The organism is Pseudomonas sp. AF03-9, assembly GCF_020515815.1.
In the GTDB taxonomy this organism is placed as follows: Bacteria; Pseudomonadota; Gammaproteobacteria; order Pseudomonadales; family Pseudomonadaceae; genus Aquipseudomonas.
This window is the reverse complement of record NZ_JAHPJF010000013.1, coordinates 222493-246336: the sequence shown is the minus strand read 5'-3', so window position 1 is coordinate 246336 and position 23844 is coordinate 222493. Positions and strand designations below refer to the sequence as shown.

The 23844-nt window shown below is 61.6% G+C and carries 20 protein-coding genes; 11 read left to right on the top strand and 9 right to left on the bottom strand.

The features are described from left to right. The first annotated feature begins 16 nt into the window (after window positions 1-16). From lon to LIY36_RS17595, 3 genes are all read left to right on the top strand, one after another. Window positions 17-2413, top strand: a complete 2397-nt coding sequence (lon, locus tag LIY36_RS17605; RefSeq protein WP_226456445.1) for an endopeptidase La — start codon at window positions 17-19, stop codon at window positions 2411-2413. A gap of 151 nt (window positions 2414-2564) precedes the next feature. After that, window positions 2565-2837 carry an HU family DNA-binding protein gene (locus LIY36_RS17600; protein ID WP_003174819.1) on the top strand — a complete coding sequence of 91 codons (273 nt, stop codon included), beginning with the start codon at window positions 2565-2567 and terminating at the stop codon, window positions 2835-2837. A gap of 228 nt (window positions 2838-3065) precedes the next feature. Further along, complete coding sequence (locus LIY36_RS17595) at window positions 3066-4940, top strand: SurA N-terminal domain-containing protein (protein WP_226456444.1); 1875 nt, start codon at window positions 3066-3068, stop codon at window positions 4938-4940. 48 nt (window positions 4941-4988) lie between these two features. Here LIY36_RS17595 and LIY36_RS17590 read toward each other — a convergent pair whose 3' ends face one another. After that, a complete protein-coding gene (locus LIY36_RS17590) occupies window positions 4989-6146 on the bottom strand; it encodes an MFS transporter (RefSeq protein ID WP_226456443.1) in 1158 nt (385 codons plus the stop codon). A 115-nt stretch (window positions 6147-6261) separates the two neighbouring features. Between LIY36_RS17590 and LIY36_RS17585 the strand changes: the two genes are divergently transcribed. Together LIY36_RS17585 and LIY36_RS17580 are read left to right on the top strand one after the other, a co-directional pair. Continuing rightward, window positions 6262-7161 carry a LysR family transcriptional regulator gene (locus LIY36_RS17585; RefSeq protein ID WP_226456442.1) on the top strand — a complete coding sequence of 300 codons (900 nt, stop codon included), beginning with the start codon at window positions 6262-6264 and terminating at the stop codon, window positions 7159-7161. Between the two features lie 89 nt (window positions 7162-7250). After that, window positions 7251-8030, top strand: a complete 780-nt coding sequence (locus LIY36_RS17580) for a DUF2242 domain-containing protein (protein ID WP_192296646.1) — start codon at window positions 7251-7253, stop codon at window positions 8028-8030. A 1-nt stretch (window position 8031) separates the two neighbouring features. Here the strand turns inward: LIY36_RS17580 and aceE are convergent, their stop codons facing one another. After that, window positions 8032-10692 carry a pyruvate dehydrogenase (acetyl-transferring), homodimeric type gene (gene aceE / locus LIY36_RS17575; RefSeq protein ID WP_226456441.1) on the bottom strand — a complete coding sequence of 887 codons (2661 nt, stop codon included), beginning with the start codon at window positions 10690-10692 and terminating at the stop codon, window positions 8032-8034. A 145-nt stretch (window positions 10693-10837) separates the two neighbouring features. On the opposite strand from aceE, the gene LIY36_RS17570 reads away from it, so the two are divergent. After that, on the top strand, window positions 10838-11290 hold the full coding sequence (locus LIY36_RS17570; RefSeq protein WP_226456440.1) for a MarR family winged helix-turn-helix transcriptional regulator: 453 nt from the start codon (window positions 10838-10840) through the stop codon (window positions 11288-11290). Window positions 11291-11308: 18 nt separating this feature from the next. Here the strand turns inward: LIY36_RS17570 and LIY36_RS17565 are convergent, their stop codons facing one another. Further along, window positions 11309-12313, bottom strand: coding sequence for a transketolase-like TK C-terminal-containing protein (locus LIY36_RS17565; RefSeq protein WP_226456439.1), 1005 nt, complete (start codon window positions 12311-12313; stop codon window positions 11309-11311). 129 nt (window positions 12314-12442) lie between these two features. Between LIY36_RS17565 and LIY36_RS17560 the strand changes: the two genes are divergently transcribed. Further along, window positions 12443-12622: a hypothetical protein gene (locus LIY36_RS17560; protein ID WP_226456438.1), complete on the top strand. Its 180-nt coding sequence runs from the start codon at window positions 12443-12445 to the stop codon at window positions 12620-12622. Window positions 12623-12630: 8 nt separating this feature from the next. Here the strand turns inward: LIY36_RS17560 and LIY36_RS17555 are convergent, their stop codons facing one another. Further along, a complete protein-coding gene (locus LIY36_RS17555) occupies window positions 12631-13665 on the bottom strand; it encodes an AraC family transcriptional regulator (protein ID WP_226456437.1) in 1035 nt (344 codons plus the stop codon). Further along, a complete protein-coding gene (locus tag LIY36_RS17550; RefSeq protein WP_226456436.1) occupies window positions 13662-14792 on the bottom strand; it encodes a carbon-nitrogen hydrolase family protein in 1131 nt (376 codons plus the stop codon). The genes LIY36_RS17555 and LIY36_RS17550 overlap by 4 nt, the downstream gene beginning before the upstream one ends. A gap of 212 nt (window positions 14793-15004) precedes the next feature. Here LIY36_RS17550 and LIY36_RS17545 point away from each other — a divergent pair, with 212 nt between their 5' ends. Both LIY36_RS17545 and LIY36_RS17540 read left to right on the top strand, forming a co-directional pair. Continuing rightward, complete coding sequence (locus tag LIY36_RS17545) at window positions 15005-17044, top strand: NADPH-dependent 2,4-dienoyl-CoA reductase (protein ID WP_192296640.1); 2040 nt, start codon at window positions 15005-15007, stop codon at window positions 17042-17044. Window positions 17045-17086: 42 nt separating this feature from the next. After that, window positions 17087-17971 carry a 1-aminocyclopropane-1-carboxylate deaminase/D-cysteine desulfhydrase gene (locus tag LIY36_RS17540; RefSeq protein ID WP_226456435.1) on the top strand — a complete coding sequence of 295 codons (885 nt, stop codon included), beginning with the start codon at window positions 17087-17089 and terminating at the stop codon, window positions 17969-17971. On the opposite strand, the gene LIY36_RS17535 is transcribed toward LIY36_RS17540, so the two are convergent. The 3 genes from LIY36_RS17535 to LIY36_RS17525 form a co-directional block, all read right to left on the bottom strand. Continuing rightward, entirely contained in the window at window positions 17961-18518 is a 558-nt protein-coding gene (locus LIY36_RS17535; protein WP_192296638.1) for a cytochrome b, read from the bottom strand. The two genes, LIY36_RS17540 and LIY36_RS17535, sit on opposite strands and share 11 nt — an antisense overlap. A gap of 233 nt (window positions 18519-18751) precedes the next feature. Then, the gene (gene phnX / locus LIY36_RS17530; RefSeq protein ID WP_226456434.1) at window positions 18752-19579 is read right to left on the bottom strand and encodes a phosphonoacetaldehyde hydrolase; all 828 of its coding nucleotides are present in this window, start codon (window positions 19577-19579) and stop codon (window positions 18752-18754) included. Further along, complete coding sequence (locus LIY36_RS17525) at window positions 19576-20697, bottom strand: 2-aminoethylphosphonate--pyruvate transaminase (protein WP_226456433.1); 1122 nt, start codon at window positions 20695-20697, stop codon at window positions 19576-19578. The genes phnX and LIY36_RS17525 overlap by 4 nt, the downstream gene beginning before the upstream one ends. A gap of 111 nt (window positions 20698-20808) precedes the next feature. Here LIY36_RS17525 and LIY36_RS17520 point away from each other — a divergent pair, with 111 nt between their 5' ends. Both LIY36_RS17520 and LIY36_RS17515 read left to right on the top strand, forming a co-directional pair. Further along, complete coding sequence (locus LIY36_RS17520) at window positions 20809-21666, top strand: LysR substrate-binding domain-containing protein (protein WP_226456432.1); 858 nt, start codon at window positions 20809-20811, stop codon at window positions 21664-21666. Between the two features lie 99 nt (window positions 21667-21765). Continuing rightward, window positions 21766-22473: a YebC/PmpR family DNA-binding transcriptional regulator gene (locus LIY36_RS17515; RefSeq protein WP_192296634.1), complete on the top strand. Its 708-nt coding sequence runs from the start codon at window positions 21766-21768 to the stop codon at window positions 22471-22473. A 60-nt stretch (window positions 22474-22533) separates the two neighbouring features. Here the strand turns inward: LIY36_RS17515 and LIY36_RS17510 are convergent, their stop codons facing one another. Then, window positions 22534-23835 carry a protein kinase gene (locus LIY36_RS17510; protein ID WP_226456431.1) on the bottom strand — a complete coding sequence of 434 codons (1302 nt, stop codon included), beginning with the start codon at window positions 23833-23835 and terminating at the stop codon, window positions 22534-22536. Window positions 23836-23844 lie beyond the last annotated feature (9 nt).

The window sequence follows — 23844 nt, the reverse complement described above, 5'->3', positions numbered from 1 at the left end:
TCATAGAGGCGAAATCATGAAGACCACCATTGAATTGCCTCTCCTGCCGTTGCGTGATGTCGTCGTCTATCCGCACATGGTTATCCCGCTGTTCGTGGGGCGCGAGAAGTCAATCGAGGCGCTCGAAGCCGCGATGACGGGCGACAAGCAAATCCTGCTGTTGGCCCAGAAGAATCCCGCTGATGATGATCCGGGCGAAGATGCCCTGTATCGCGTCGGCACCATTGCCACTGTCCTGCAATTGCTCAAGCTGCCTGATGGCACCGTCAAGGTGCTGGTCGAAGGCGAGCAGCGCGGTGCGGTCGAGCGCTTCATGGAGGTGGACGGCCACCTGCGCGCTGAAGTGGCGCTGATCGACGAAGTCGAAGCGCCGGAGCGCGAATCCGAAGTCTTTGTACGCAGCCTGCTCTCGCAGTTCGAGCAGTATGTGCAGTTGGGCAAGAAGGTCCCGGCTGAAGTCCTGTCGTCCCTCAACAGCATTGATGAGCCAAGCCGCCTGGTCGATACCATGGCCGCGCACATGGCGCTGAAGATCGAGCAGAAGCAGGACATTCTCGAAATCATCGACCTGTCGACCCGTGTTGAACACGTGTTGGCGCTGCTGGATGCCGAAATCGACCTGCTGCAGGTCGAGAAGCGCATCCGTGGTCGTGTGAAGAAACAAATGGAGCGTAGCCAGCGCGAGTACTACCTGAATGAGCAGATGAAGGCCATTCAGAAAGAGCTCGGCGACAGCGAGGAAGGCCACAACGAAATCGAGGAGCTGAAAAAGCGCATCGATGCCGCCGGCCTGCCTAAAGACGCCCTGGCCAAGGCCACTGCCGAGTTGAACAAGCTCAAGCAGATGTCGCCGATGTCGGCCGAAGCCACCGTGGTTCGTTCCTACATCGACTGGCTGGTGCAGGTGCCGTGGAAGGCCCAGACCAAAGTGCGCCTGGACCTGGCCCGTGCCGAAGACATCCTTGATGCCGACCACTACGGTCTTGAGGAAGTCAAAGAACGCATCCTCGAATACCTCGCGGTGCAAAAGCGCGTGAAGAAAATTCGTGGTCCGGTGTTGTGCCTGGTCGGTCCACCGGGTGTGGGTAAAACCTCCCTGGCCGAATCGATTGCCAATGCGACCAACCGCAAATTCGTGCGCATGGCCCTCGGTGGCGTGCGGGATGAGGCGGAAATCCGTGGTCATCGCCGTACTTACATCGGTTCGATGCCAGGAAGATTGATTCAAAAGATGACAAAGGTGGGTGTGCGCAACCCGCTGTTCCTGCTCGATGAAATCGACAAAATGGGCAGCGACATGCGTGGCGATCCGGCATCGGCCTTGCTCGAAGTGCTCGACCCTGAGCAGAACCACAATTTCAACGACCATTACCTGGAAGTCGACTACGACCTGTCCGACGTAATGTTCCTGTGCACCTCCAACTCCATGAACATCCCGCCAGCCTTGCTGGACCGGATGGAGGTGATTCGTCTGCCGGGTTACACCGAAGACGAGAAGATCAACATCGCCGTCAAATACCTCGCGCCCAAGCAGATTTCTGCCAACGGCCTGAAGAAGGGCGAGATCGAATTCGAGGTCGGGACCATCCGCGACATCGTGCGTTATTACACCCGCGAGGCCGGTGTAAGGGGCCTGGAGCGCCAGATCGCGAAGATCTGCCGCAAGGCGGTCAAGGAACATGCACTGGAAAAACGCTTCTCGGTGAAGGTCACGGCTGACTCCCTGGAACACTTCCTCGGCGTGCGTAAATTCAGCTACGGCCTGGCCGAGCAGCAGGATCAAGTCGGTCAGGTCACCGGCCTGGCGTGGACCCAGGTGGGTGGCGAATTGCTGACCATCGAAGCCGCGGTGATCCCTGGCAAAGGTCAGCTGATCAAGACCGGTTCGCTGGGTGACGTGATGGTCGAATCCATCACCGCCGCACAGACCGTGGTGCGCAGCCGCGCCAAGAGCCTGGGGATTCCCCTGGACTTCCACGAGAAGCACGATACGCACATCCACATGCCGGAAGGGGCGACCCCGAAGGATGGTCCTAGCGCAGGTGTAGGCATGTGCACGGCCCTGGTGTCGGCGTTGACTGGTATTCCTGTGCGAGCTGACGTGGCCATGACCGGCGAAATTACCTTGCGCGGTCAGGTACTGGCCATTGGTGGCTTGAAAGAGAAATTGCTTGCGGCACACCGTGGCGGGATCAAGACCGTGATCATTCCTGAAGAGAATGTTCGCGACTTGAAGGAAATTCCTGACAACATCAAGCAGGATCTGCAGATTAAACCGGTTAAATGGATTGACGAGGTCCTGCAAATTGCGCTGCAATACGCGCCGGAGCCCTTGCCGGATGTGGCTCCGGAGATAGTCGCAAAGGATGAAAAGCGCGAGTCTGATTCCAAGGAAAGAATTAGCACGCATTAATGCGAATAAGCCTGGGGGCTTCCTTGACAGCTTTTTAGAGCCCTTGTTATAAAGCGGCTCTTATAAGTGTCTGTAGGCCATTCAGCACTGATTTTTGCTGTTTACCAAAAAACTTAGAATCATACTCAATAGATATATAAGGGGACTTAGAGTGAACAAGTCGGAACTGATTGATGCTATCGCTGCATCCGCTGATATCCCGAAAGCTGCTGCTGGCCGTGCGCTGGATGCAGTAATCGAATCCGTCACTGGCGCTCTGAAGGCCGGCGACTCCGTAGTACTGGTAGGCTTCGGTACTTTCTCTGTGACCGACCGCCCAGCTCGCACTGGCCGTAACCCACAGACTGGCAAAGCACTGCAAATCGCTGCTGCCAAGAAACCAGGTTTCAAAGCCGGTAAAGCCCTGAAAGAAGCCGTTAACTAAGCTTCGATCCAGCCTTTACCTACCCGGGTCGAACGCAGGTTCGACCTGGCAGCGGAGCGGCAGCAGACCCATGTATCCATCGGGTCGCCAAGCCGGGGGCAGATACCAACCCCGTCCGCTCCGCCAGTTGCGAGAAGGCGCATCCTTGGATGCGCCTTTCTTATATCCGTACTCTACCCACGCTCCACGGTTGCCAATTTTTGAAGTTCAACCGTTTCTGGGGGACGCATGCTGCAAAATATCAGGGACAATTCACAAGGCTGGATTGCCAAGACCATTATCGGGATCATCGTCGCGTTGATGGCGTTCACCGGTATCGAGGCCATTTTCCAGGCATCGGGTAACAACAAGCAGGACGTGGCCAAGGTCAACGGTGAAGAGATTACTCAAACCGAATTGAGCCAGGCCGTCGACATGCAACGCCGTCAGCTGATGCAACAGCTGGGCAAGGATTTCGATGCTTCACTGCTGGACGAAAAACTGCTGCGCGAAGCGGCCCTCAAGGGTCTGATCGATCGCAAGCTGTTGCTGCAAGGCGCTGCCGACTCCAAGTTCGGCTTCTCCGAGGCGGCACTGGATCAAACGATCCTGCTGACCCCCGAGTTCCAGGTGGATGGCAAGTTCAGCCCCGAGCGCTTTGATCAGGTGATCCGTCAGCTGGGCTACAGCCGTATGCAATTCCGTCAGATGCTGACCCAGGAAATGCTCATCGGCCAGGTTCGCGCAGGTATCGCCGGCAGCGGTTTCGTCACGGATGCCGAAGTGCTGGCATTCGCCCGTCTGGAAAAACAGACCCGCGATTTCGCCACCGTCAATATCAAGGCCAACCCGGCCGCGGTGAAGCTCACCGACGACGAGGTCAAGGCTTACTACGACCAGCACGCCAAAGAGTTCATGACGCCGGACCAAGTGGTCATCGACTATCTGGAGCTGAAGAAGGCATCGTTCTTTGATCAAGTCAGCGTCAAGGACGAAGATCTGCAGGCTGCCTATCAGAAAGAAACCGCCAACCTCGCTGAACAGCGTCGTGCCGCGCACATCCTGATTGAAGTCAACGACAAGGTCACCGACGCGCAAGCCAAGGCGAAGATCGAAGACATCCAGGCGCGCCTGGCCAAGGGCGAGAAGTTCGAAGCCCTGGCCAAGGAGTTCTCCCAGGACCCAGGTTCGGCCAACAACGGCGGCGACCTCGGTTTTGCCGGTCCTGGCGTCTACGATCCAGACTTCGAAACTGCCTTGTACGCGTTGAACAAGGATCAGGTGTCGGCGCCGGTTCGTTCGACCTTCGGTTGGCACCTGATCAAGCTGTTGGGCGTTGAAGCACCTCAAGTGCCATCGTTTGCCAGCCTGAAAGACAAGCTGACCCGCGACCTCAAGACCCAGCAGGTTGAGCAGCGTTTTGTCGAAGCGACCAAGCAATTGGAAGATGCGGCATTCGAAGCCTCCGACCTGGCCCAGCCAGCGTCCGACCTGAAGCTGACCGTGCACACCTCCGCGCCGTTTGGCCGTGAAGGTGGCGAAGGCATTGCGGCCAACCGTGCCGTGATCACCGCAGCGTTCAGCCCGGAAGTGCTGGATGAGGGTGCCAACAGCAGCGCCATCGAACTGGACCCGGAAACCATCATCGTACTGCGTGCCAAAGAGCATCTGAAGCCAACGCAACTGCCGCTGGAAAGCGTTGCAGCGGCGATTCGCGCCCAGATGACCAAGGAACGTGCCAGTGCGGCGGCCAAGGTCCACGCTGACGAGTTGATCGCCAGCCTGCGTGATGGCAAGACCCCGCTGAATCAAGCCATCGACGGCCAGGCGTGGAAAGTGACTGAAGCGGCCACCCGCAATCAGGAATCTATCGACCCAGCCGTGCTGCAAGCCCTGTTCCGCATGCCAAAGCCTGCGGCCAAGGACAAGCCGACCTTTACCACCGTGACCCTGGCTGACGGCAGCCTGGTGATCGTGCGCTTGAACGGCGTCAACGAGGCTGTTGCCCCGACGGACGAAGAAAAGGCGCAAATTCGCCGCTTCCTCGCTTCCCGCAGTGGTCAGCAGGACTTTGCTGCGTACCGCAAGCAGTTGGAAACCCAGGCTGACATCAAGAAATTCTGATGCCCGCTTGAATAAAAAGCCCTCGGCCTGAAAAGACCGGGGGCTTTTTCATGGGCGTTTGCAAAGGGCCAGGAGCATCAACACCACCACCGCCCATGGAAATGCAATCACGCCCCAGCCTTGCAACAACACGCCACCGACCAATCCTCCACCTGCGATGCCCAGGTTCCAAACGGTGACCAACATCGATTGTGCGGCATCCGCCGAGTCGCCGGCTGCCTTGGCCAGTGCCGTTTGCAGCAGGGCTGGCAGGCCACCGAACGCCAGGCCCCACAAGGCCACGCAGAGGTAGATCACGCTCGGCGAAGTGATCCAGAACGCCAGCGCCAGGGCGATCAGCCCGAACAACGCGCAACTGATCAGCACCAGCTTGCGCAACCAGCGATCGATCAACATGCCCGTCAGCCAGATGCTCAACAGCGCGGCCAAGCCGAACACCAGCAGCACGCGGTCAATCTCGCCCGCAAGTCCGGCGGGCACCAACAACGGGGCGACGTAGGTATAGAGAATGTTGTGGGCCAGCACGTAGGTAAACGTTACCCATAACACCGGACGAATCCCGGGCAGGGTCAGTACCTGACGCAACCCCATGCGTTTGCCTGCGGTTTGCCCGGCAAAGTCCGGCAAGGTCCAGCGGGCCCAGATCAGCAGCACGAGCGTCAGCCCGGTCATGATCGCAAAGCTCAGGCGCCAGCCTACGACGGTGCCGAGCAAAGTCCCCGCGGGGACCCCCAGCGACAACGCCAGCGGTGCCCCCAGCATCGCCAAGGCAATCGCCCGGCCTTGCAGATGTGGCGCGACCATCCGGCTTGCGTAACCCGCCAGCAACGCCCAGAGCAACCCGGCGAAAACTCCGGCGAAAAAGCGCGCCACCAGGGTCAGCCCGTAATGGCTGGAGAATGCGGTGATGCTGTTGACCACGGCAAAGCCGCCAATGGCCACCAGCAGCAATGGCCGTCGGCGCCAGCCACGGGTCCACATCGTCAGCGGGATGGCCGCGAGCAAGGAACCCAAGGCGTAAAGCGTAACCAATTGGCCGACGAGCGCGGGTGACACACCCAGGCCTTCGCCCATTTGTGGCAGCAGCCCGGCGGGCATGGCTTCGGTGAGGATGGTGATAAAACCGGCAAACGCCAGTGCCAATAAACCGCCCAGCGGCAACCCGTCATGCTGGGCTGTTGGGGTGGACTCGGTAAGTGATGTCATAACGCTGTATCCCTGCAAAAGGCCAGGAGACAGGGTAGGGGGCTGCGGGGCGCGGAAAAACAGGCTAAGGTTCCGAACTTATCGGACATCAGTGTCCGCAATTGAGGGCCACATCATGGACAGTCTGGGCAGCCTTTCGGTATTCGTGCAGGTGGCGGAGGCCCGCAGTTTTACCGCTGCCGGTCAAGTGTTAGGGATTTCCTCCTCGGCTGTAGGCAAAAGCATCGCACGCATGGAGGAGCGTCTCGGTGTGCGCCTGTTCCACCGCAGTACGCGCAGTATTACTTTGACCGCCGAAGGGGCGCTGTTCCTTGAGCGTTCACGGCGCATCCTGGCTGAGGTCGAGGCCGCCGAGCGCGAGCTGACCGACGCCAGCGCCACGCCTCGGGGCAAACTACGCATCAGTGTGCCGCAGGTACGCGGTTTATTGATGCCGGTGCTCAGCGACTTCATGCGGGCCTATCCGCAGATCGAGCTGGATGTGGATTTTTCCGACCGCATGGTGGATGTGATCGAGGAAGGGTTCGACGCGGTGATTCGCACCGGCAAGCCGGAAGATTCGCGCCTGATGGCACGCCACCTGGGGCATTACCAACTGGTGCTGGTGGGTACGCCGGCGTATTTCCAGGAACACGGCACCCCACAACAGCCGCGGCACTTGAACGATCACGCGTGCCTGCGGCACAAGTTCTGTGCGACTGGCAAGCTGGAGCCCTGGCCCTTGCGCCTCGAAGCCGGCGCGGCAGAACCGATCCTGCGTACACCGCTGGTCAGCACCACCATCGAGTCCCTCAACCATGTGGTGCACGAGGGGTTGGGCATCGCCTGCCTGCCTGATTACATGGTCAACCAGGCCGTGCGGGAAGGGCGCTTGCAGCGGGTGCTGGATGACTACCTGGAACACCGTGGCAGTTTCTGGCTGCTGTGGCCATCAAGTCGCCATGCCTCGGCCAAATTGCGCGTATTTATTGATCATATGTGCGCAGGGCTTTTTCCTGCGGGGCCCACGACGTAAGGCTGTGACGTTTTACCGACAGGAATGCGCGCGCCAAGGCCTCGTTCTGTTGCACAATACCGCCCGAACTGTTTTGCTCAGGATTTTCAATGTCGACATCATTTCACTTGCGCAGCCTTGGGTTGGCGCTGGTGCTGGCGGGCGCCGCGGGCTGCTCGTCACCCAAGACCGCTATTTATGAACATGAGAATTTCGACGACTCCGGCACCTTTTCCCGATCCTATCCGGTCAGTGATGTGGCGGCGTGCGAAGCGGCGCGACGCGCCCTGCTCAGCCAGGGCTACATCATCACCAGCAGCGATCCGAAGTTGGTGGTGGGTAACAAGAGTTTCCAGCAGACCGGCGAGACCCATCTGCAGATCAGCTTCAACGTGGTGTGCGCCGATGATGGCAAAGGCACCAACCACTCGACGATGTTCGCCAACGCCTTGCAGGATCGCTACGCGCTGAAGAAGGTCAACAACTCCGCGAGCCTGGGAGTTGGCGTGCTGGGTTCGGTGTCGATGCCGATTGGCTCCACCGATGACTCAATGGTCAAAGTCGCAAGCGAGACCGTTTCGGCGCCGAAGTTCTACGAGCGTTACTTTGCGCTGGTGGATGTGTTCCTGCCCCAGGAAGTGAAAAAGGCCGAGCATATTCCCGAGCAGCCGAAAGCTGACTTGGGCGTGCCAGAGCCTAAAGTCGCTCCGGCTGCCGAGAAGGTCGAGGCGCCGAAGGAAGAGCCTGCCGTTTCAGAGCCGCTTGCGCCGCCTGTGGAACCCGCGCCGATTGCGCCGCAGCAAGAGCCTGCCGCCGCACCGGCGACCAGCAACCCGGCGCTACCGGCACCAACAGAAGCAATTGCGCCCCTGCCGACACCGGCGCCGTAAATCAGACCGTCACGGGGTTGGCCTTGTCGACGTTGATCCCGTAGCGTCTGATCGCTTCACTGACTTTATCGCGACCGATCACGCCGTCATCCGCCAGCGCCTTGAGCGCCGCCAGTGCGATGAAGTGGCGGTCCACCTCGAAGAACGCACGCAAGGTTTCCCGCGTATCCGATTGCCCAAAGCCATCGGTGCCCAAGGCAACAAAGCGGCGGCCGGGGACGAACGGGCGAATCTGATCGGCAAACAACTTCATGTAGTCCGTCGCCACCACCACCGGCCCGGTTCGACCGGCCAGGCATTGTTCGATATAGCTCACTCGGGGCTCGCTCTGCGGGTGCAACAGGTTCCAGCGTTCCACCTCATGCCCGTTACGGCGCAGTTCGGTGAGGCTGGTCGCGCTCCACACAGTGCTGTGCACGCAGAAATCCTTCTCCAGTAACTCGGCAGCCGCAATCACTTCCCGCAGGATCGAACCGCTGCCCATCAGTTGTACCTGCGCCTGCGCGTGTTGGGTGAGCGGGTAAACACCCTTGAGAATGCCATCCTCCACACCGTCTGGCATCGCCGGGTGCGGGTAGTTTTCGTTGAGTAGGGTGATGTAGTAGTAAATGTCCTCCTGCTCGACATACATGCGCCGCATGCCCTCGCGAATAATTACCGCGAGCTCGTAGGCAAAGGTTGGGTCGTAGGACACGCAGCACGGAATCACCGACGACAGGATATGGCTGTGACCATCGTCATGCTGCAAGCCTTCGCCCATCAGCGTAGTACGTCCGGCGGTGGCGCCCAGCAGGAAACCCCGTGCCCGCGCATCGCCTGCTGCCCAGGCCAGGTCACCGATGCGCTGAAAACCGAACATTGAGTAGAAAATGTAGAACGGCACGGTCATCAAACCGTGGTTGCTGTAGGACGTACTCGCCGCAATCCATGCGGAAATCGCGCCGGACTCATTCAGACCTTCCTGCATGATCTGCCCGTCCTTGCTCTCCTTGTAGTAGCTCAATTGCCCGGCGTCCTGCGGCGTATAGAGCTGTCCGACGGCAGAGTGGATGCCTATCTGGCGAAACAGGCTTTCCATGCCGAAGGTGCGCGATTCATCCGGCACGATGGGCACTATCAGTTTGCCCAGGTGCGGGTCCTTGAGCAGCGTGCCGAGGATGCGCACGAAGGCCATGGTGGTGGAAATCGAGCGCTCGCCGGTGTCCTTGAGCTGAGCGCCGAAGGCCGATAGCTCAGGGATCTGCAGCGATTCCACGGCGCTGTGACGCGCAGGCACATAGCCGCCCAACGCCTGGCGGCGGGCGGCGAAGTAGCGCGCCTCTTCACTGTCGGCGGCAGGTTTGATGTAGGGAGTCTCGGCGAGTTGTTCGTCGGCCACTTCCAGGTCGAAGCGGTCGCGAAACGCCTTCACGGCATCAGCGCCCATTTTCTTCAGCTGGTGATTGATGTTCTGGCCTTCGCCGGCTTCGCCCATGCCGTAGCCCTTGACGGTTTTCGCCAGGATCACCGTGGGTTGGCCGGTGTGACGCATGGCGGCGGCGTAGGCGTTATAGACCTTGTCCGGATCATGCCCGCCTCGTGAGAGCTTCCAGATGTCGTCGTCGGACATATCTGCAACCAGTGCCAGCAGCTCCGGGTATTTGCCGAAGAAATGTTCACGCACGTAGGCGCCGTTCTGGGACTTGTAGTTTTGATAGTCGCCATCCACGCATTCCATCATGCGTTGGCGCAGCAGGCCGGTCTGGTCTTTCTCCAGCAGGGCATCCCAGCCGCCGCCCCAGATGACCTTGATCACGTTCCAGCCGGCGGCGCGGTACAGGCTTTCGAATTCCTGGATCACTTTGGCGTTGCCGCGTACCGGGCCGTCCAGCCGTTGCAGGTTGCAGTTGACGACAAAGATCAGGTTGTCGAGTTTCTCGCGCCCGGCCAGGGAAATCGCCGCCAGGGATTCCGGTTGGTCCATCTCGCCGTCGCCCAGGAACGCCCAGACTTTACGGCCCTGGTGCTGCTTGAGGCCGCGTAATTCCAGGTAACGCATAAAGCGCGCCTGGTACGCCGCGGTGATCGGCCCGAGGCCCATGGACACCGTAGGAAATTGCCAGAAATCCGGCATCAGTCGTGGATGCGGATACGAGGAAATACCCTCGCCACCGGCCTCGCGACGGAAGTTGTCCAGTTGCGCCTCGCTGATGCGGCCTTCGAGATAGGCGCGGCCATAGATGCCGGGTGAGGAGTGGCCCTGGATGTACACCAGGTCGCCGTCAAAAGTGTCGGTTCGGCCACGGAAGAAGTGGTCGAAACCTACGTCATACAGCACGGCGGCTGACGCATAGGTAGCGATATGCCCACCGACACCGGAGTGTTTGCCTGCCCGCAACACCATGGCCATGGCGTTCCAGCGGATGTAGGCATTGGTGCGCCGCTCAATGGCCAGGTTGCCGGGGTAGGGCAATTGGCGGTCCACCGCAATGGTGTTGACGTAGGGGGTGGTCACCCGTCCGTAGAAATCACCATGGCGCGCAACGTCGAAATCCAGCAACTGATCGATCAGGTAGTGGGCGCGCGGGCGGCCTTCGGTGGACAACACCGATTCGATGGACTCCAGCCACTCGCGGGTTTCCTGTGGGTCGTCGTCGTGTCTGACTGCGTTGTTCGGGGACATGTGAGGCTCCAGGCTAGGCGGATTTCAGGTGGCGGGCTCTTTGTGGGAGTGTCGGCCATGTAGTTGCAATTGCAACTATATGGCCGAATCTAACGCGGGATGAGCTACTATTGCAACCTTCTTGAAATTCCCCGGATGGTGTTGCATGTCGTCGAAAGAGCCGGATGTATGGTTCCGTTTTGTCAGGGCCCACAGGACCGTCATCCGTGAAATCGAACGGCGCCTGGCCGCTGCCGGATTGCCGGCGTATGCCTGGTACGACGCCTTGTGGGGCCTGGAAAGCGGCCCCGAGGGCACCCGCCGCATGCATGAACTGGCGGATGTACTGGCCATCGAGCGCTACAACCTCACGCGGCTGGTGGACCGCCTGGAAAAAGACGGGCTGGTGGTGCGTTCGCGTTTTGACGGCGATGGCCGCGGGTCATTCGCCACCATCACGGAGGCGGGCAAAGTGCTGCGCAAGAAAATGTGGAAGATCTACGAAAGCACGGTAGATGAGTTATTCCTGTCGCAAATTGAACCGGAGCAGCGCCAGGTGTTTGCCGATACCCTGGAGCGCACAGCCACGTTGGCAGTGCGCAGTCGCAGCAAGATCTGAAGAGCCTTGCAGTCCACTTCATGACAGTCGATAGCGGGCCATCGCCGTTTCTACCTGCTGTGAATCGATACGCCCCTCATCGGCCAAAGCCCTGAGCGCCGCCACCACAATCCAATACCGACTCGGCGCCGAAGCCTGCACCGTTCCCGCCCCCAGCGGTACAAACCGGGCATCCACATAGCCCGCCAACTGATCAACGATCGGCTGCGGGTAACCTGTGACAGCGATCACCGGCGCGTCACTCCCCGACAGGCAACTGCGCAAGTGGCAACCGCGCCGGGGCGCTGTGGGGTGCAGGCGGTTCCAGCGTTCGGCGCCTGCCGCTTCACGGGCCAGGCGCGTGTAGCTGGGGCAACTCCATAGTTGTGCGCGGATAGTCCAATCTTGCTTGAGCAGCCGCGCGGCGTGGACGACCTCTTCAAGCGCCTGACCAGCGCCGAGCAAGCGCACATCACCCGTATGCCCTCGCTGTAGCGGATACATGCCCTTGAGCGCGTCCTCACGGTCTTGCTCGCTCAAGGTGCGCGCACCGTCTTGATCATGCAGCGCCAGGTAATAGAACCCAGGTTTGCCGTCGACATACAGTGCCTGCAACCCCGCCAGCACAATCGCCCGGGTTTCTGCGCCCGAAGCCGGATCGTATGGCATGCAATGCGGGTTGGTCGCGAGCCACAACGGCAAGGACGGTTGTGCGCCCTTGGGCCAGGCGGAAGGATGGTTTTCGATGTCATTGCACAGAATGCCGCGCAGTGCCGTCTGCCCGGACAGCGCACACAATTGCGCCGACGACGCGGCGCTGTGCAGGTACAGCAGCGGTTTTTCCGCGGTATTGCGCGCGAACCAGGTGGGCCAGCTGCCTACCCGCCGCGAGCGGGACTGAGCGCGAATCACCCAGGCCTGCCTGCTCGATTCCAGGGTGTTGGCCATGGTCATCACCGTGTATAGCGGCGAATTGTGCGAGTGCGCGGCGCTATCGAGCGCCGCGATGCAAAGTTGTGCGGCGTGGGCAGTAGAGGCGGGCATGGGTGGGCTCCCTGAAGACGGATGGCCGTACCCTAATGGAGTTTCACATATAATTGCAATTGCAACTAAAAACCCAAGTGCTAAATCGACACAACGCTGCTACGTTTAATCCTGAGGTGCAGGAACGTCATGACGCTGACTTTTTTTCGTCATAACGGCACTTTAGGCTGGTCAGGCAGGTCATTTATCTGCAACCGCTTTCAATCAGACAAGGAGCCCACCATGGACGACTACCAGGAAGAACTGCTCGAGTACCGCGCGATTGAGTTGGACCCGCTGGAACCCGCAGACGATGCCACCGAGCTGTAAGACCGACTTCAGGCGGAATGCCGCTGACTGCGGCGAAATTCCCCTGGGGTCTGGTTGTTCCATCGCCTGAACGCCCGTTGAAACGCCTGGGCCGAGGCAAAACCGAGCAAGTAGGCGATCTCGCCGAACGCCAACTCCGTATCGCGAATGTAGGTCATGGCCAGGTCGCGGCGGGTGTCGTTGAGAATCGCGCGGAACTGGGTACCTTCGTCGGCCAGTTTGCGGCGCAATGTCCAGGTCGGCAGCTTCAAGCGTGCCGCCACTTCTTCCAGGTCGGGTTCCCGGCCGCCATTGAGCATCGGCCCGAGCAACCGGGTAATGCGCTCGCGCAGGCTGCGGGTGCGGGTCAACTGCTCCAATTCCCGTTCACACAATTGCAACAACAAATGCCAGGTACTGGGGCAATGCTGTGGATTGCGCAGGGCCAGGGTGGATTGGTTCAGGCGCAGCTGATTGGACGCGGCACCAAACTGCACCGGGCTGTCGCCCAGCCGGTTGTATTGTTCGCTGTAGTCCGGTGCTTCAAATTCGATATCAATGCGTTGTGCCTGCACCGGCTGTTGGGCCAGGCTCGATAGCTGGTGCAGCCAGCCGGCGATGATCGAATCCACCACAAAGCGGTTGTAGGCGTTGTAGGGGCTGATGGAATAGAAGCGCAGCCAGGCGCCCTCGGCGTCCTCATGAAAACTCGATTGCCCGCGATAGTTGGAGCCGTACAACGCTTCAAAACGCGTCAGCGTGCGTGCGGCTTCACGAACGTTGGGCGCCTGGGCGGCGGTGACCCCGGCCAGGCCCGCCTGGCTCAGCCGGCTGAGCTGGCCCATGCGCAGGCCCAGGCTCGGGTCGCCAGTGAGCTGGATGGCCGCGTGGCCCAGGCGCATGTAACGGGGGATCGATAACCGCGCACCGGCTTCGGCGAGGCGCGCAGGGTCCAGGCCGTATTGCAGCAGTAGCGGTTGCGGGTCCAGTCCGTGGCTTTGAATGGCATCTGCCAAGGTGTGCACAAAGCCCACCGACAGATCCCCCAGGCGCACCGGTTTCACAGCCAGACATTCAACATGCGCGCGCCACGGGCTTCACCGTCGGCGCTGATCTGCCCGTTGTCGCTCAGGAAGCTGTGGCCGGCGGTGCCCAGGTCCCAGAATTGCCCGCGCAAAAACACGCTCATGCCGGCGGTTGCCTGGCTGATGGGTTGTTGGCTGATCAGGGTGAGGCGGCGCCAGGCCTCGCCTTCGCTGAGTTCTTCGGGCTTGAGGCTGATTTCCGGCGGTGTCGACACGCTTTTGAACCCGCGCCACGGTCGGTCCCAGGTATCGCGACCGAGCACAAAGGCCGGCACTGCGATCAGTTGAGCGCCTTGTTCGTTGAGTTTGCGGTAGTTGTCCGGATACCAACTGTCACTGCCTACCAGCACGCCGAGGCGGCCGGCCGGTGTGTCGACCACGCTGACGACGTTCTCATCGCCTGGCGTGATAAAGCCTCGCTCATCGTAGATCGGGTAGAGCTGGCGCTGCGGCTGGCCCACCGGCAGGCCTTCGGCGCTGAACACCAGGCTGGCGTTGTACAGCGCGCCATGGCCGACCTGCAGTCGCCCCTGGCTCACACTCGGGTTGGGCAGGGCGATGGAGCCGGCCACCAGGGTGACGCCGAACTCCTTGGCCAAACCGCCGAACACCAACTGATAGTCCCGCGCCATGCCGGAGGCTTTCATGCGCAGGTAGGCATCGTCCATGCGGTTATCGCCGGTGGCGCTGATCCAGGCACGGGCGAACAGCAAGGGGTTGCTGGCCGACAGCCAGTTCATCGCATCCTTCGCGTGCAGGGCCTGGTAGACCTCATTTTTTTCGCCGGTGAGCATCAGCCAGGTGCCGATATGTTCCGGCAGCACCACGATGGTCTTGGGGTTGATCAGCCCCTGATCCCGGGCATTTTGCAGATAGGCCGCCAGCTTCAGGTGCAGGCGTTCCAGGCTCTGGTAGTCGGCAGGGAACAGTTCCGGCTGGATGCCCAGCAGGTTGCCACGATCGGCCGGCACCCCTTCGTTCACCGCAAGGGTAATGCGCAGGTCCGACAGGTAATGCGCCACAGGGCGCTCCTGGGTCCAGACCAGATACGTGGCGACGGCGGCAACCAGGGCCAGGGAGACGGTAAAAGCTAGAAGTTTACGCATGGGGCAACAGACAACAGACCGTGTGCAGGGTTCGCCGACTAGGGTAGGGCCCATGGGGCGGCTTGCCAAGGGGCGCTGCACATTTGGATCAATAACTTGTCAGTTTCGGTCATTGAGCCGTAGTCCAGTGCCTCTTAGTCTGTGGGACATAAACCGATGGCACACCGTTCGAGTGCGCCACGTCCCGTGATGATCCGTTGTGGAGCTGTACCATGACCGCTGCTGCCTACCCGCACCTGTTGGCCCCTTTGGACCTGGGTTTTACCACCCTGCGCAACCGCACCTTGATGGGCTCGATGCACACCGGCCTGGAAGAGAAACCCGGCGGTTTCGAGCGCATGGCGGCCTACTTCGCCGAGCGCGCCCGTGGCGGCGTGGGCCTGATGGTCACCGGCGGCATTGGCCCGAACGATGAAGGCGGGGTGTATGCCGGCGCGGCCAAGTTGACCACCGACGACGAGGCGCAAAAGCACAAGATCGTGACGCAGGCCGTGCACGACGCCGGCGGCAAGATCTGCATGCAGATCCTCCACGCCGGTCGCTATGCCTACAGCCCCAAGCAGGTTGCACCGAGCGCGATCCAGGCGCCGATCAACCCGTTCAAGCCCAAGGAGCTGGACGAAGAGGGCATCGAGAAGCAGATCCAGGATTTCGTCAACTGCTCGTTGCTGGCCCAGGTCGCCGAGTACGACGGCGTGGAAATCATGGGTTCCGAAGGCTACTTCATCAACCAGTTCCTCGCCGCCCACACCAACCACCGTACCGACCGTTGGGGCGGCAGCTACGAAAACCGCATGCGCCTGGCCGTGGAAATCGTGCGCCGTGTGCGTGAGGCGGTAGGCCCGAACTTCATTATCATTTTCCGCCTGTCGATGCTCGACCTGGTAGAAGGCGGCAGCACCTGGGAAGAGATCGTGCAGTTAGCCAAAGCCATCGAGCAGGCCGGTGCGACGCTTATCAACACCGGCATCGGCTGGCACGAAGCGCGGATCCCGACCATCGCCACCAAGGTGCCGCGTGGCGCGTTCAGCAAAGTCACCGCCAAGCTGCGTGGCGCGGTGCAGATCCCGCTGATCACCACCAACCGTATCAACACCCCGGAAATCGCCGAGCAGATCCTTGCTGAAGGCGATGCCGATATGGTCTCCATGGCGCGGCCGTTCCTGGCCGACCCGGAATTCGTCAACAAGGCTGCCGCTGGACGTGCCGATGAAATCAACACCTGCATCGGCTGCAACCAGGCGTGCCTGGACCACACCTTTGGCGGCAAGTTGACCACTTGCCTGGTCAACCCGCGGGCGTGCTACGAGACCGAGCTGAACTACCTGCCGGTCAAGCAGATCAAGAAGATCGCGGTGGTGGGCGCCGGGCCTGCCGGTCTGGCTGCGGCGACGGTGGCCGCCGAGCGGGGGCATCAGGTGACGCTGTTCGATTCCGCCAGCGAAATCGGCGGCCAGTTCAACATCGCCAAGCGTGTACCGGGCAAGGAAGAGTTCTTCGAAACCCTGCGCTACTTCAAGCGCAAATTGCAGACCACCCACGTGGAGGTGTGCCTCAATACCCGCGTCGACGTCGAGCAACTCAAGGCCGGCGGTTACGACGAGATCATCCTGGCCACCGGCATTGCGCCGCGCACCCCGGCGATCCCGGGCATCGAGCATGCCAAGGTGTTGAGCTACCTGGATGTGATCCTGGAACGCAAGCCGGTGGGTAAGCGCGTGGCGGTGATCGGTGCGGGCGGTATCGGTTTCGACGTTTCGGAATTCCTCGTGCATCAGGGGGTGTCCACCAGCCTTGACCGTGAAGCGTTCTGGAAAGAGTGGGGCATCGACACCCAGTTGCAGGCCCGTGGTGGCGTAGCCGGGATCAAGCCGCAAGTGCATGCGCCGGCGCGTGAAGTGTTCCTGCTGCAACGCAAGGCCTCCAAGGTCGGCGACGGCTTGGGCAAGACCACCGGCTGGATCCACCGCACCGGTCTGAAGAACAAGCAGGTGCAGATGCTCAACAGCGTTGAATACCTGAAGATCGACGATGCAGGTTTACATATCCGCATCGGCGCCGAGGGCGAGCCCCAGGTGTTGGCGGTGGACAACATCGTCATCTGCGCCGGCCAGGACCCGCTGCGCGAGTTGCAGGACGGTTTGCTCGCAGCGGGCCAGCATGTGCACCTGATCGGCGGCGCAGATGTGGCGGCCGAGCTGGACGCCAAACGCGCGATCAACCAAGGCTCGCGACTGGCCGCCGAGCTGTAAGGCACATAGACTACGGGCCCTTTGCGCACAGAGATGCACCTGATGGGCCCGTTTGACTGGCTTCCCCACGCTCCCCTTGAGCCCTTGCGCCTGGACTGGCTGCAAGGCGTCGAGTTGGCCGTGCTGCGCCTGGATCGCATCGACCCGCTGATCAGCGGCAACAAGTGGTTCAAGCTCAGCGGGCACCTGGCGCAAGCGCACAACGCCCAAGGCATCATCAGCCTGGGCGGCGCCTACTCCAACCATCTGCATGCGCTGGCGGCGGCGGGCAAGCGCTTTGGTTTTCCGACTGTGGGCTTGCTGCGCGGCCATCCCCAGGACACGCCCACCGTACTCGACCTGAAAGCCTTCGGCATGCAACTGCACTGGCTGGGTTATGGCGGCTATCGCGCGCGGCATCAGCCGGGGTTCTGGACGCCGTGGCGTGAGCAATATCCCGATCTGCATGCGGTGCCCGAAGGTGGCGGCGGGCTCGCCGGTGCAACAGGTTGCGGCGTGCTCATCGAGCAGGTTCGCGCGCAGTTGCACGTGCTGGGCTGGGCCGACTACGACGCCTGGTGGCTGGCGGCGGGCACCGGCACCACGTTGGCCGGATTGGCATTGGCGGAGACGGGCGCACACCCGGTGTACGGCGCTATGGCGGTACCGGACGACCATGGTGTGGCGCAGAACGTGGAGGCTATCGTGCGGGGCGGTTATGAACTGCTGGACGCCAGCCGAGGTGGTTTTGCCAAGGTCGATCCGCTGCTGCTGGACTTTATCGAGCAAACAGAAAAGGCCTGCGGCCTGCCCCTGGAACCGCTCTACACCGGCAAAGCGCTGCTGGCCTTGAAGCAGCAGATCGAAGCCGGGCGTTTTCGGCCCGGCACCCGTCTGATCTTCATCCACACTGGCGGCCTTCAGGGCCGCCGGGGCTTCATGGGGTAGCGCGCTTGCCGGGTATCATGCGCAAGGCGGTGTTATCGCGCAGGATGTAATGGTGAAAAATCCCCGCCAATGCATGCAACCCAATCAACCAATACCCGACCTTGCCGAACCACACATGCCAGCCCTCGATTTCTTTGGCCAGTGCCTTGTTCTCCGCGATCAACGGCGGCAATTCAATGCCATAGAACATCACCGAGTGCCCTTCGGCACTGACGACCAGCCAACCGGCGATCGGCATGCCAATCATCAGTGCGTACAGTGCGACGTGCATCAGCGTCGCCAACAGGCTCTGCCATTTCGGCGGCGTTGGCACAATCTTCGGCGCCACCCCCAGGCTGCGTGCAAACAGGCGTAGCCACACCAGTACAAACACGGTGAGGCCCAACATGAAGTGCATCTCGACAATCAGGGTTCGCGCCCCGCTGCCTTTGGGGAACTGGCCGCGCAATTCAATGCAGGCGTAGACCACCGCCAGTAGCACCACCATCAACCAGTGCAACGCAATCGACATGGTGCTGTAACGCGTATCGGAGTTTTTCCACGGCATCGCTGTGTTCCTCACTCATCAGGGCAATCCTGTGGCGAGGGCGCTTGCTCCCGTTGGGCTGCGCAGCAGTCCCTCTGTTCAGGGCCGCTTCGCGCCCCGATGGGAGCAAGCACCCTCGCCACAGCTACAGTTTCTTCACGGAACAGCATTGCGTTCTTCAGTGACGCAGTGACTTAACTGTATGCCGGTTTTGAGCGCTTTGCCTGGGGTAAATGCCGTTGTCTTGACTTCTATCAGTGACCTTGCGGAATTTCCCCACGGGCCAGCCGTGCGTTGATCTCGGCGATCACCGCCGGCAACTCGGCGATGGTGTCGATCAGGTAGTGCGGGCGCGAGCCTGCGAACAGTGCTTCGATGCGCGTGCGTTCACTGGCCAAGGTGCTGGCGTCCAGAGCGCGGAACTGCTCATGGGTCAAGCCCAGCGCATTGCCGGAGCAGGTCAGCGCGACGGTCCACATCCCGGCGCGGCGGCCTTCGAGGATGCCCGGCACGGTGTCGTCGACCTTCACGCAGGCGGCCACGTCATCGATGCCCAGGGCGATCACGTTGGCCAGGGCCTGGGCCGGCCAGGGGCGGCCGTTGGGCACTTCGTCGGTGGCGACCACATGGTCGGCGTAATAGCCATTGGTGGCGGCCAGCGCGACTACCTTGTCCATCACCTGCTTGGGGTAGCCGGAGCAGGAACCGATCTTGAGCCCTTGCAGGCGCAAGCGGGCGATGGTGTCGAGGGCGCCGGGGATCAGTGCCGAGTGCTCGGCGATCTTCTCGATCTGCAAGGGCATGAAGCGCTGGTAGATGGCCGTCACGTCATCATCCGTTGGCGTGCGCCCGAATGCCTGGCGGTAGCGCTCCGCCACCTGCGGCTGGTTGCACAGGGTGCGGATGTGGTCCCACTTGCCCATGCCCATCGGGCCGCGGGCTTCTTCGATGGAGACTTGCACGTCGAACTCGGCAAATGCCTCGACAAAGATCTGCGTGGGCGCAAAGGAGCCGAAGTCGACCACGGTGCCGGCCCAGTCGAGGATCACGGCCTGGAGGGTGTTGGGGGTCTGATAGTTCATGCTGGCGATCCAATAGAGGAAGGGGTGATGCCCATGGCGCGCAGTGCGTCGCCGATGGCGGTGACGGCGGCGCGCATTTGCGGGGTGTCGACATGGCCGATACAGCCGACGCGGAAGGTGTCGACTTCGGTCAATTTGCCGGGGTAGAGGATGAAACCCTTGGCCTTGACCCGTTCGTAGAAGTCCTTGAACTGGTAACGCGGGTCGTGCGGGGCGTGGAACGTGACGATGATCGGCGCCTGGATCGCCGCCGGCAGAAAGCTGCGCAGGCCCAGGTCGGCCATGCCGTCCAGCAGCGCCTGGCAATTGCGCGCATAGCGTTGATGGCGTGCGGGCAAGCCGCCTTCTTCGGCGTATTGCACCAGCGCTTCATGCAGTGCGGCGACCACGTGGGTCGGCGGGGTGAAGCGCCATTGGCCGGTCTTGACCATGTACGCGTGCTGGTCGAACAGGTCCAGCGCCAGGGAGTGGCAGTTGCCCTGGGCGGCGGCCAAGGCCTGTTTGTCGGCAAAGACAAAGCCCATGCCCGGCACGCCTTCCAGGCACTTGCCCGAGGCGGCGATCAGCGCATCGAACGGCACGGCGCGGGCGTCAATGGGCAGTGCGCCGAAGGCGCTCATGGCGTCGATGATCAGGCGCTTGCCGTGGCGCTTGACCACGTCGGCGATCGCGGCCAGCGGGTTGAGGATGCCGGTGCTGGTTTCGCAGTGAATCAAGGCAACGTGGCTGATGCGCGGGTCGGCGCGCAGCAGGCGGTCGACATCGGTGGCGGTGGTGGGTTGGTCTTCGGCGGTTTCAAAGGTGCTGACGGCACGGCCCAGCACGTCGCAGATCTTCGCCAGGCGCTTGCCGTAGGCGCCGTTGATCAGCACCAGCACCTTGCCATCGCGGGGCACCAGCGTGCCGATGGCGGCTTCGACGGCGAAGGTACCGCTGCCCTGCAACGGTATGCAGTGGTGACTGTCGGCGCCGTCGATGATCGCCAGCAATTGCTCGCAGACGCTGGCGGTCAGTTGGTTGAAGCGCTCATCCCATGAACCCCAGTCCACCAGCATCGCCTGGCGGGTGCGGGCGGAGGTGGTCAGGGGGCCAGGGGTGAGCAGTACAGGCGCGGTCATTGCAAATCCTCGTCAAGCCATCGATTCAAGCTACGGCGCCTAAATTGCAGTTTGGCTTGTTATCAATCAAATTGTTTGTTGTTATGCGAGCTATCAGTGAGGCCGATAACCATGAACCTGTTCCAACTGCGTGCATTTGATGCCGTGGCCCGCGAGGGCAGCTTTACCCGGGCGGCGGCGCGGCTGTTTATCAGCCAGCCGGCGGTGACCGGGCACATCAAGGCCCTGGAAGAGCACTACCAGATCCCCTTGCTGCGCCGTACCGCGCGACGGGTGGAATTGACCGAAGAGGGCGCACGTTTGGCGGCGATCACCCGGGCGATTTTCGGCCTGGTGGACGAGGCGCAGACGATGCTGGAAGCCAATCGCCAGTTGCTCAGCGGGCGCCTCGAAGTGGCAGCCGACGGCCCGCATCTGGTGATGCCGATGCTCGCCAGCCTGCGCGCGCGCTACCCCGGCATCACCGTCAACCTGCGCCTGGGCAACGCCCAGGAAACCCTGGCGGCGTTACTCTCGGAGCACGCGGATGTGGCGGTGTTGACCGAAGTGGAACCGCGCAACGGCCTGCATCTGCAAGCGTTGAGTGAATCGCGGATCTGCGCGCTGGTGCCGGTCAGCCACCCCTGGGCGATGCAGCCCGCGGGCATTGCGCTGGCGCAGTTGCACGGAGTGATCATGGTGCTGCGTGAGCCGACCTCCACCACCCGGCGCACTTTTGATGAGGCCTGTCAGGCGGCCGCTGTGCAGCCCAAGGTGTTGCTGGAACTGGACAGCCGCGAGGCGGTGACCGAGGCCGTCGCCGCTGAACTGGGCGTGGGGGTGGTGTCGTCGATGGAAGTCAGCCCCGACCCACGGGTGCGGGCGATTCCCCTGCAAGGCGACGGCTTGGTCAACCGCCATCTGCTCGGCTGCCTGGAGCGGCGTCGCTCATTGCGCCTGATCCAGGCGTTTTTCGAGTTGGCGCCCTGACGGTTTTTTGGTGGAACGTTGCGTTTTTGCCCTATAAACTCTGCCCCCAAAGCGCCCGCCAGTAGACGTTTGGGCGCGATGGACAGAAGAGAGTGAGTCATGGGCGCACAGTGGAAAGTCAAACATAAAGAAGCGGCAGCCAATGCCAAGGGCAAGATCTTCGGCAAGCTGGTGAAAGAAATCACCATCGCCGCCCGCAACGGTGCCGACACCTCCACCAACGCCCACCTGCGTCTGGTGGTGGAACAGGCCAAGAAGGCCTCGATGCCCAAGGAAACCCTGGACCGCGCGATCAAGAAAGGCGCAGGCCTGCTGGGTGAAACCGTGCAGTACCACCGCGTGACCTACGAAGGGTTCGCGCCGCACCAGGTGCCGCTGATCGTCGAGTGCGTGACCGACAACATCAACCGCACCGTGGCGGAAATCCGCGTGGCGTTCCGCAAGGGCCAACTCGGTGCTTCCGGCTCCGTGGCCTGGGACTTCAACCATGTCGGCCTGATCGAAGCCTCGGCGGACACGCCGGACGCTGATCCTGAAATGGCCGCGATCGAAGCCGGTGCCCAGGATTTCGAAGCCGGTGAAGAAGAGGGCACCACCCTGTTCATCACCGAGACCACTGACCTGGATGCGGTACAGAAAGCACTGCCGGAGCAGGGTTTCACCGTGTTGTCGGCCAAGTTGGGCTACCTCGCGAAGAACCCGGTGAGCGGTTTGAGCGATGAGCAGATGGCCGAAGTCGAGGCTTTCCTCGAAGGCCTGGACAACCACGACGACGTGCAGGACATGTTCGTCGGCCTGGCTGGCTGATTCCAGCAGACCACATGCAGTCCGAAATGTGTGAGCGGGCAAGCCCGCTCCCACATGGGGCTAGTGGTGTCCGATAGCGCCTAGCAAGGTTTCGATTTCTGCGAAACCTGGACGCGCCAGCACATCAGGTTGGCAGCAACGCTCGCGCAACCCGATCAGCGCGTCACTCACCTGGGTCTCGACCCGCGCCAACAACTCCCCCAACAGCACCCCAAACGCTCTCACTTCAATGCGCTGCAACGCCCGGGTCTCCTCGGTATCCGTCGTGGCATGGAACGACGCCGCGCCAAAATCCCCAAGCAGGCAATCACCGGCTTCATTCCACAAAATATTGTGGCCATACAGGTCGCCATGGGTGATGCCATGCCGGTGCAGATGCGCGGCGACCGAGGCGATGCCCCGTGCCATGCGCAACGCCACCTCCAGGCTGAACACGGTGCCCGGTGCGTAGATGTCACGGGTGCACGAGGCCAGGCTCGGCAGGGCGGCGAGGTTGCGGTAGCTCGGGTCGATCAGGTCCATCACCAGCGCTGCTTGACCCTCAGGGTGGCCGATCACGCGACCTTCGACCTTGATCAGGTTGGGGTGCAGCCCGGCGGCGATGCACGCTTGCATCTCATGCAGGGGCGAGCCGTCGCTGGTGATGGTGCCTTTGTAGAGTTTCACCGCGACGGATTGCCCCGTGGTTTTCCACAGCGCCTTATGGATCACCCCCGAGGCGCCTTCGCCCAGCACTTCGGCCAGCTCCAGTTCGGACCAGGGGATATTCGGCGTGCTGTCATCGCCAGGCAGCTCCACCGCCATTTCCACCGGATTGCCGGCATACGCCAGCCAGGTCAGGCTTGGCAGCGTCAGCAGCCATGGCGGCAGGCGGGTGAAGCGGTTGGCGGCGATGCGCAGCAGTTCGAGGTTGTGGCAGCCGGCCAGGCTTTCCGGCAGGTGCGTCAGTTGGTTGCCGGCCAGCATCAGTTTTTGCAGCAAGGGGCGCCGTCCCAATTCGCTGGGCAATTGGCTGATCTGGTTATCGGTGAGGATCAGCCAGCGCAGCAGTGGCGGCAGTGCGGCGGCGTGCACCTGCGTGATCTGGTTGGCCTTGAAGCCGATCATGCTCAGCTTGGCGCACTGGCCCAGGCATGGTGGCAGTTCGGTGAAGCGGTTGTCCGAGCAGAACAGCACGCGCAGGTGCGGCAGGCGGTGCAGGTCCTCAGGCAGGTGGCTCAGGGCGTTGCCGCTGAGGTTGAGGATTTCCAGGGAGTCGGCCAGCGCGAAGATTTCCCGGGGGAATTCGGTCAGCCCGCAGGACAGGTCCAGGCGCGTGATGCCAGCCAGTTGGCCGGCCTTGAGTTGGGCGAGGGTATGCATGAACGGCGC

Bases quoted from the DNA above. Each gene is read 5' to 3' on its own strand.
- LIY36_RS17570 (WP_226456440.1), top strand. From the start codon at position 10,838: ATGTCGTCGAAAGAGCCGGATGTATGGTTCCGTTTTGTCAGGGCCCAC.
- LIY36_RS17550 (WP_226456436.1), bottom strand. From the start codon at position 14,792: ATGCGTAAACTTCTAGCTTTTACCGTCTCCCTGGCCCTGGTTGCCGCC.
- LIY36_RS17525 (WP_226456433.1), bottom strand. From the start codon at position 20,697: ATGACCGCGCCTGTACTGCTCACCCCTGGCCCCCTGACCACCTCCGCC.
- LIY36_RS17580 (WP_192296646.1), top strand. From the start codon at position 7,251: ATGTCGACATCATTTCACTTGCGCAGCCTTGGGTTGGCGCTGGTGCTG.
- LIY36_RS17560 (WP_226456438.1), top strand. From the start codon at position 12,443: ATGACGCTGACTTTTTTTCGTCATAACGGCACTTTAGGCTGGTCAGGC.
- LIY36_RS17510 (WP_226456431.1), bottom strand. From the start codon at position 23,835: ATGCATACCCTCGCCCAACTCAAGGCCGGCCAACTGGCTGGCATCACG.
- lon (WP_226456445.1), top strand. From the start codon at position 17: ATGAAGACCACCATTGAATTGCCTCTCCTGCCGTTGCGTGATGTCGTC.
- LIY36_RS17595 (WP_226456444.1), top strand. From the start codon at position 3,066: ATGCTGCAAAATATCAGGGACAATTCACAAGGCTGGATTGCCAAGACC.
- LIY36_RS17585 (WP_226456442.1), top strand. From the start codon at position 6,262: ATGGACAGTCTGGGCAGCCTTTCGGTATTCGTGCAGGTGGCGGAGGCC.
- LIY36_RS17590 (WP_226456443.1), bottom strand. From the start codon at position 6,146: ATGACATCACTTACCGAGTCCACCCCAACAGCCCAGCATGACGGGTTG.
- LIY36_RS17545 (WP_192296640.1), top strand. From the start codon at position 15,005: ATGACCGCTGCTGCCTACCCGCACCTGTTGGCCCCTTTGGACCTGGGT.
- phnX (WP_226456434.1), bottom strand. From the start codon at position 19,579: ATGAACTATCAGACCCCCAACACCCTCCAGGCCGTGATCCTCGACTGG.
- LIY36_RS17535 (WP_192296638.1), bottom strand. From the start codon at position 18,518: ATGCCGTGGAAAAACTCCGATACGCGTTACAGCACCATGTCGATTGCG.
- LIY36_RS17540 (WP_226456435.1), top strand. From the start codon at position 17,087: ATGGGCCCGTTTGACTGGCTTCCCCACGCTCCCCTTGAGCCCTTGCGC.
- LIY36_RS17515 (WP_192296634.1), top strand. From the start codon at position 21,766: ATGGGCGCACAGTGGAAAGTCAAACATAAAGAAGCGGCAGCCAATGCC.
- LIY36_RS17565 (WP_226456439.1), bottom strand. From the start codon at position 12,313: ATGCCCGCCTCTACTGCCCACGCCGCACAACTTTGCATCGCGGCGCTC.
- LIY36_RS17520 (WP_226456432.1), top strand. From the start codon at position 20,809: ATGAACCTGTTCCAACTGCGTGCATTTGATGCCGTGGCCCGCGAGGGC.
- aceE (WP_226456441.1), bottom strand. From the start codon at position 10,692: ATGTCCCCGAACAACGCAGTCAGACACGACGACGACCCACAGGAAACC.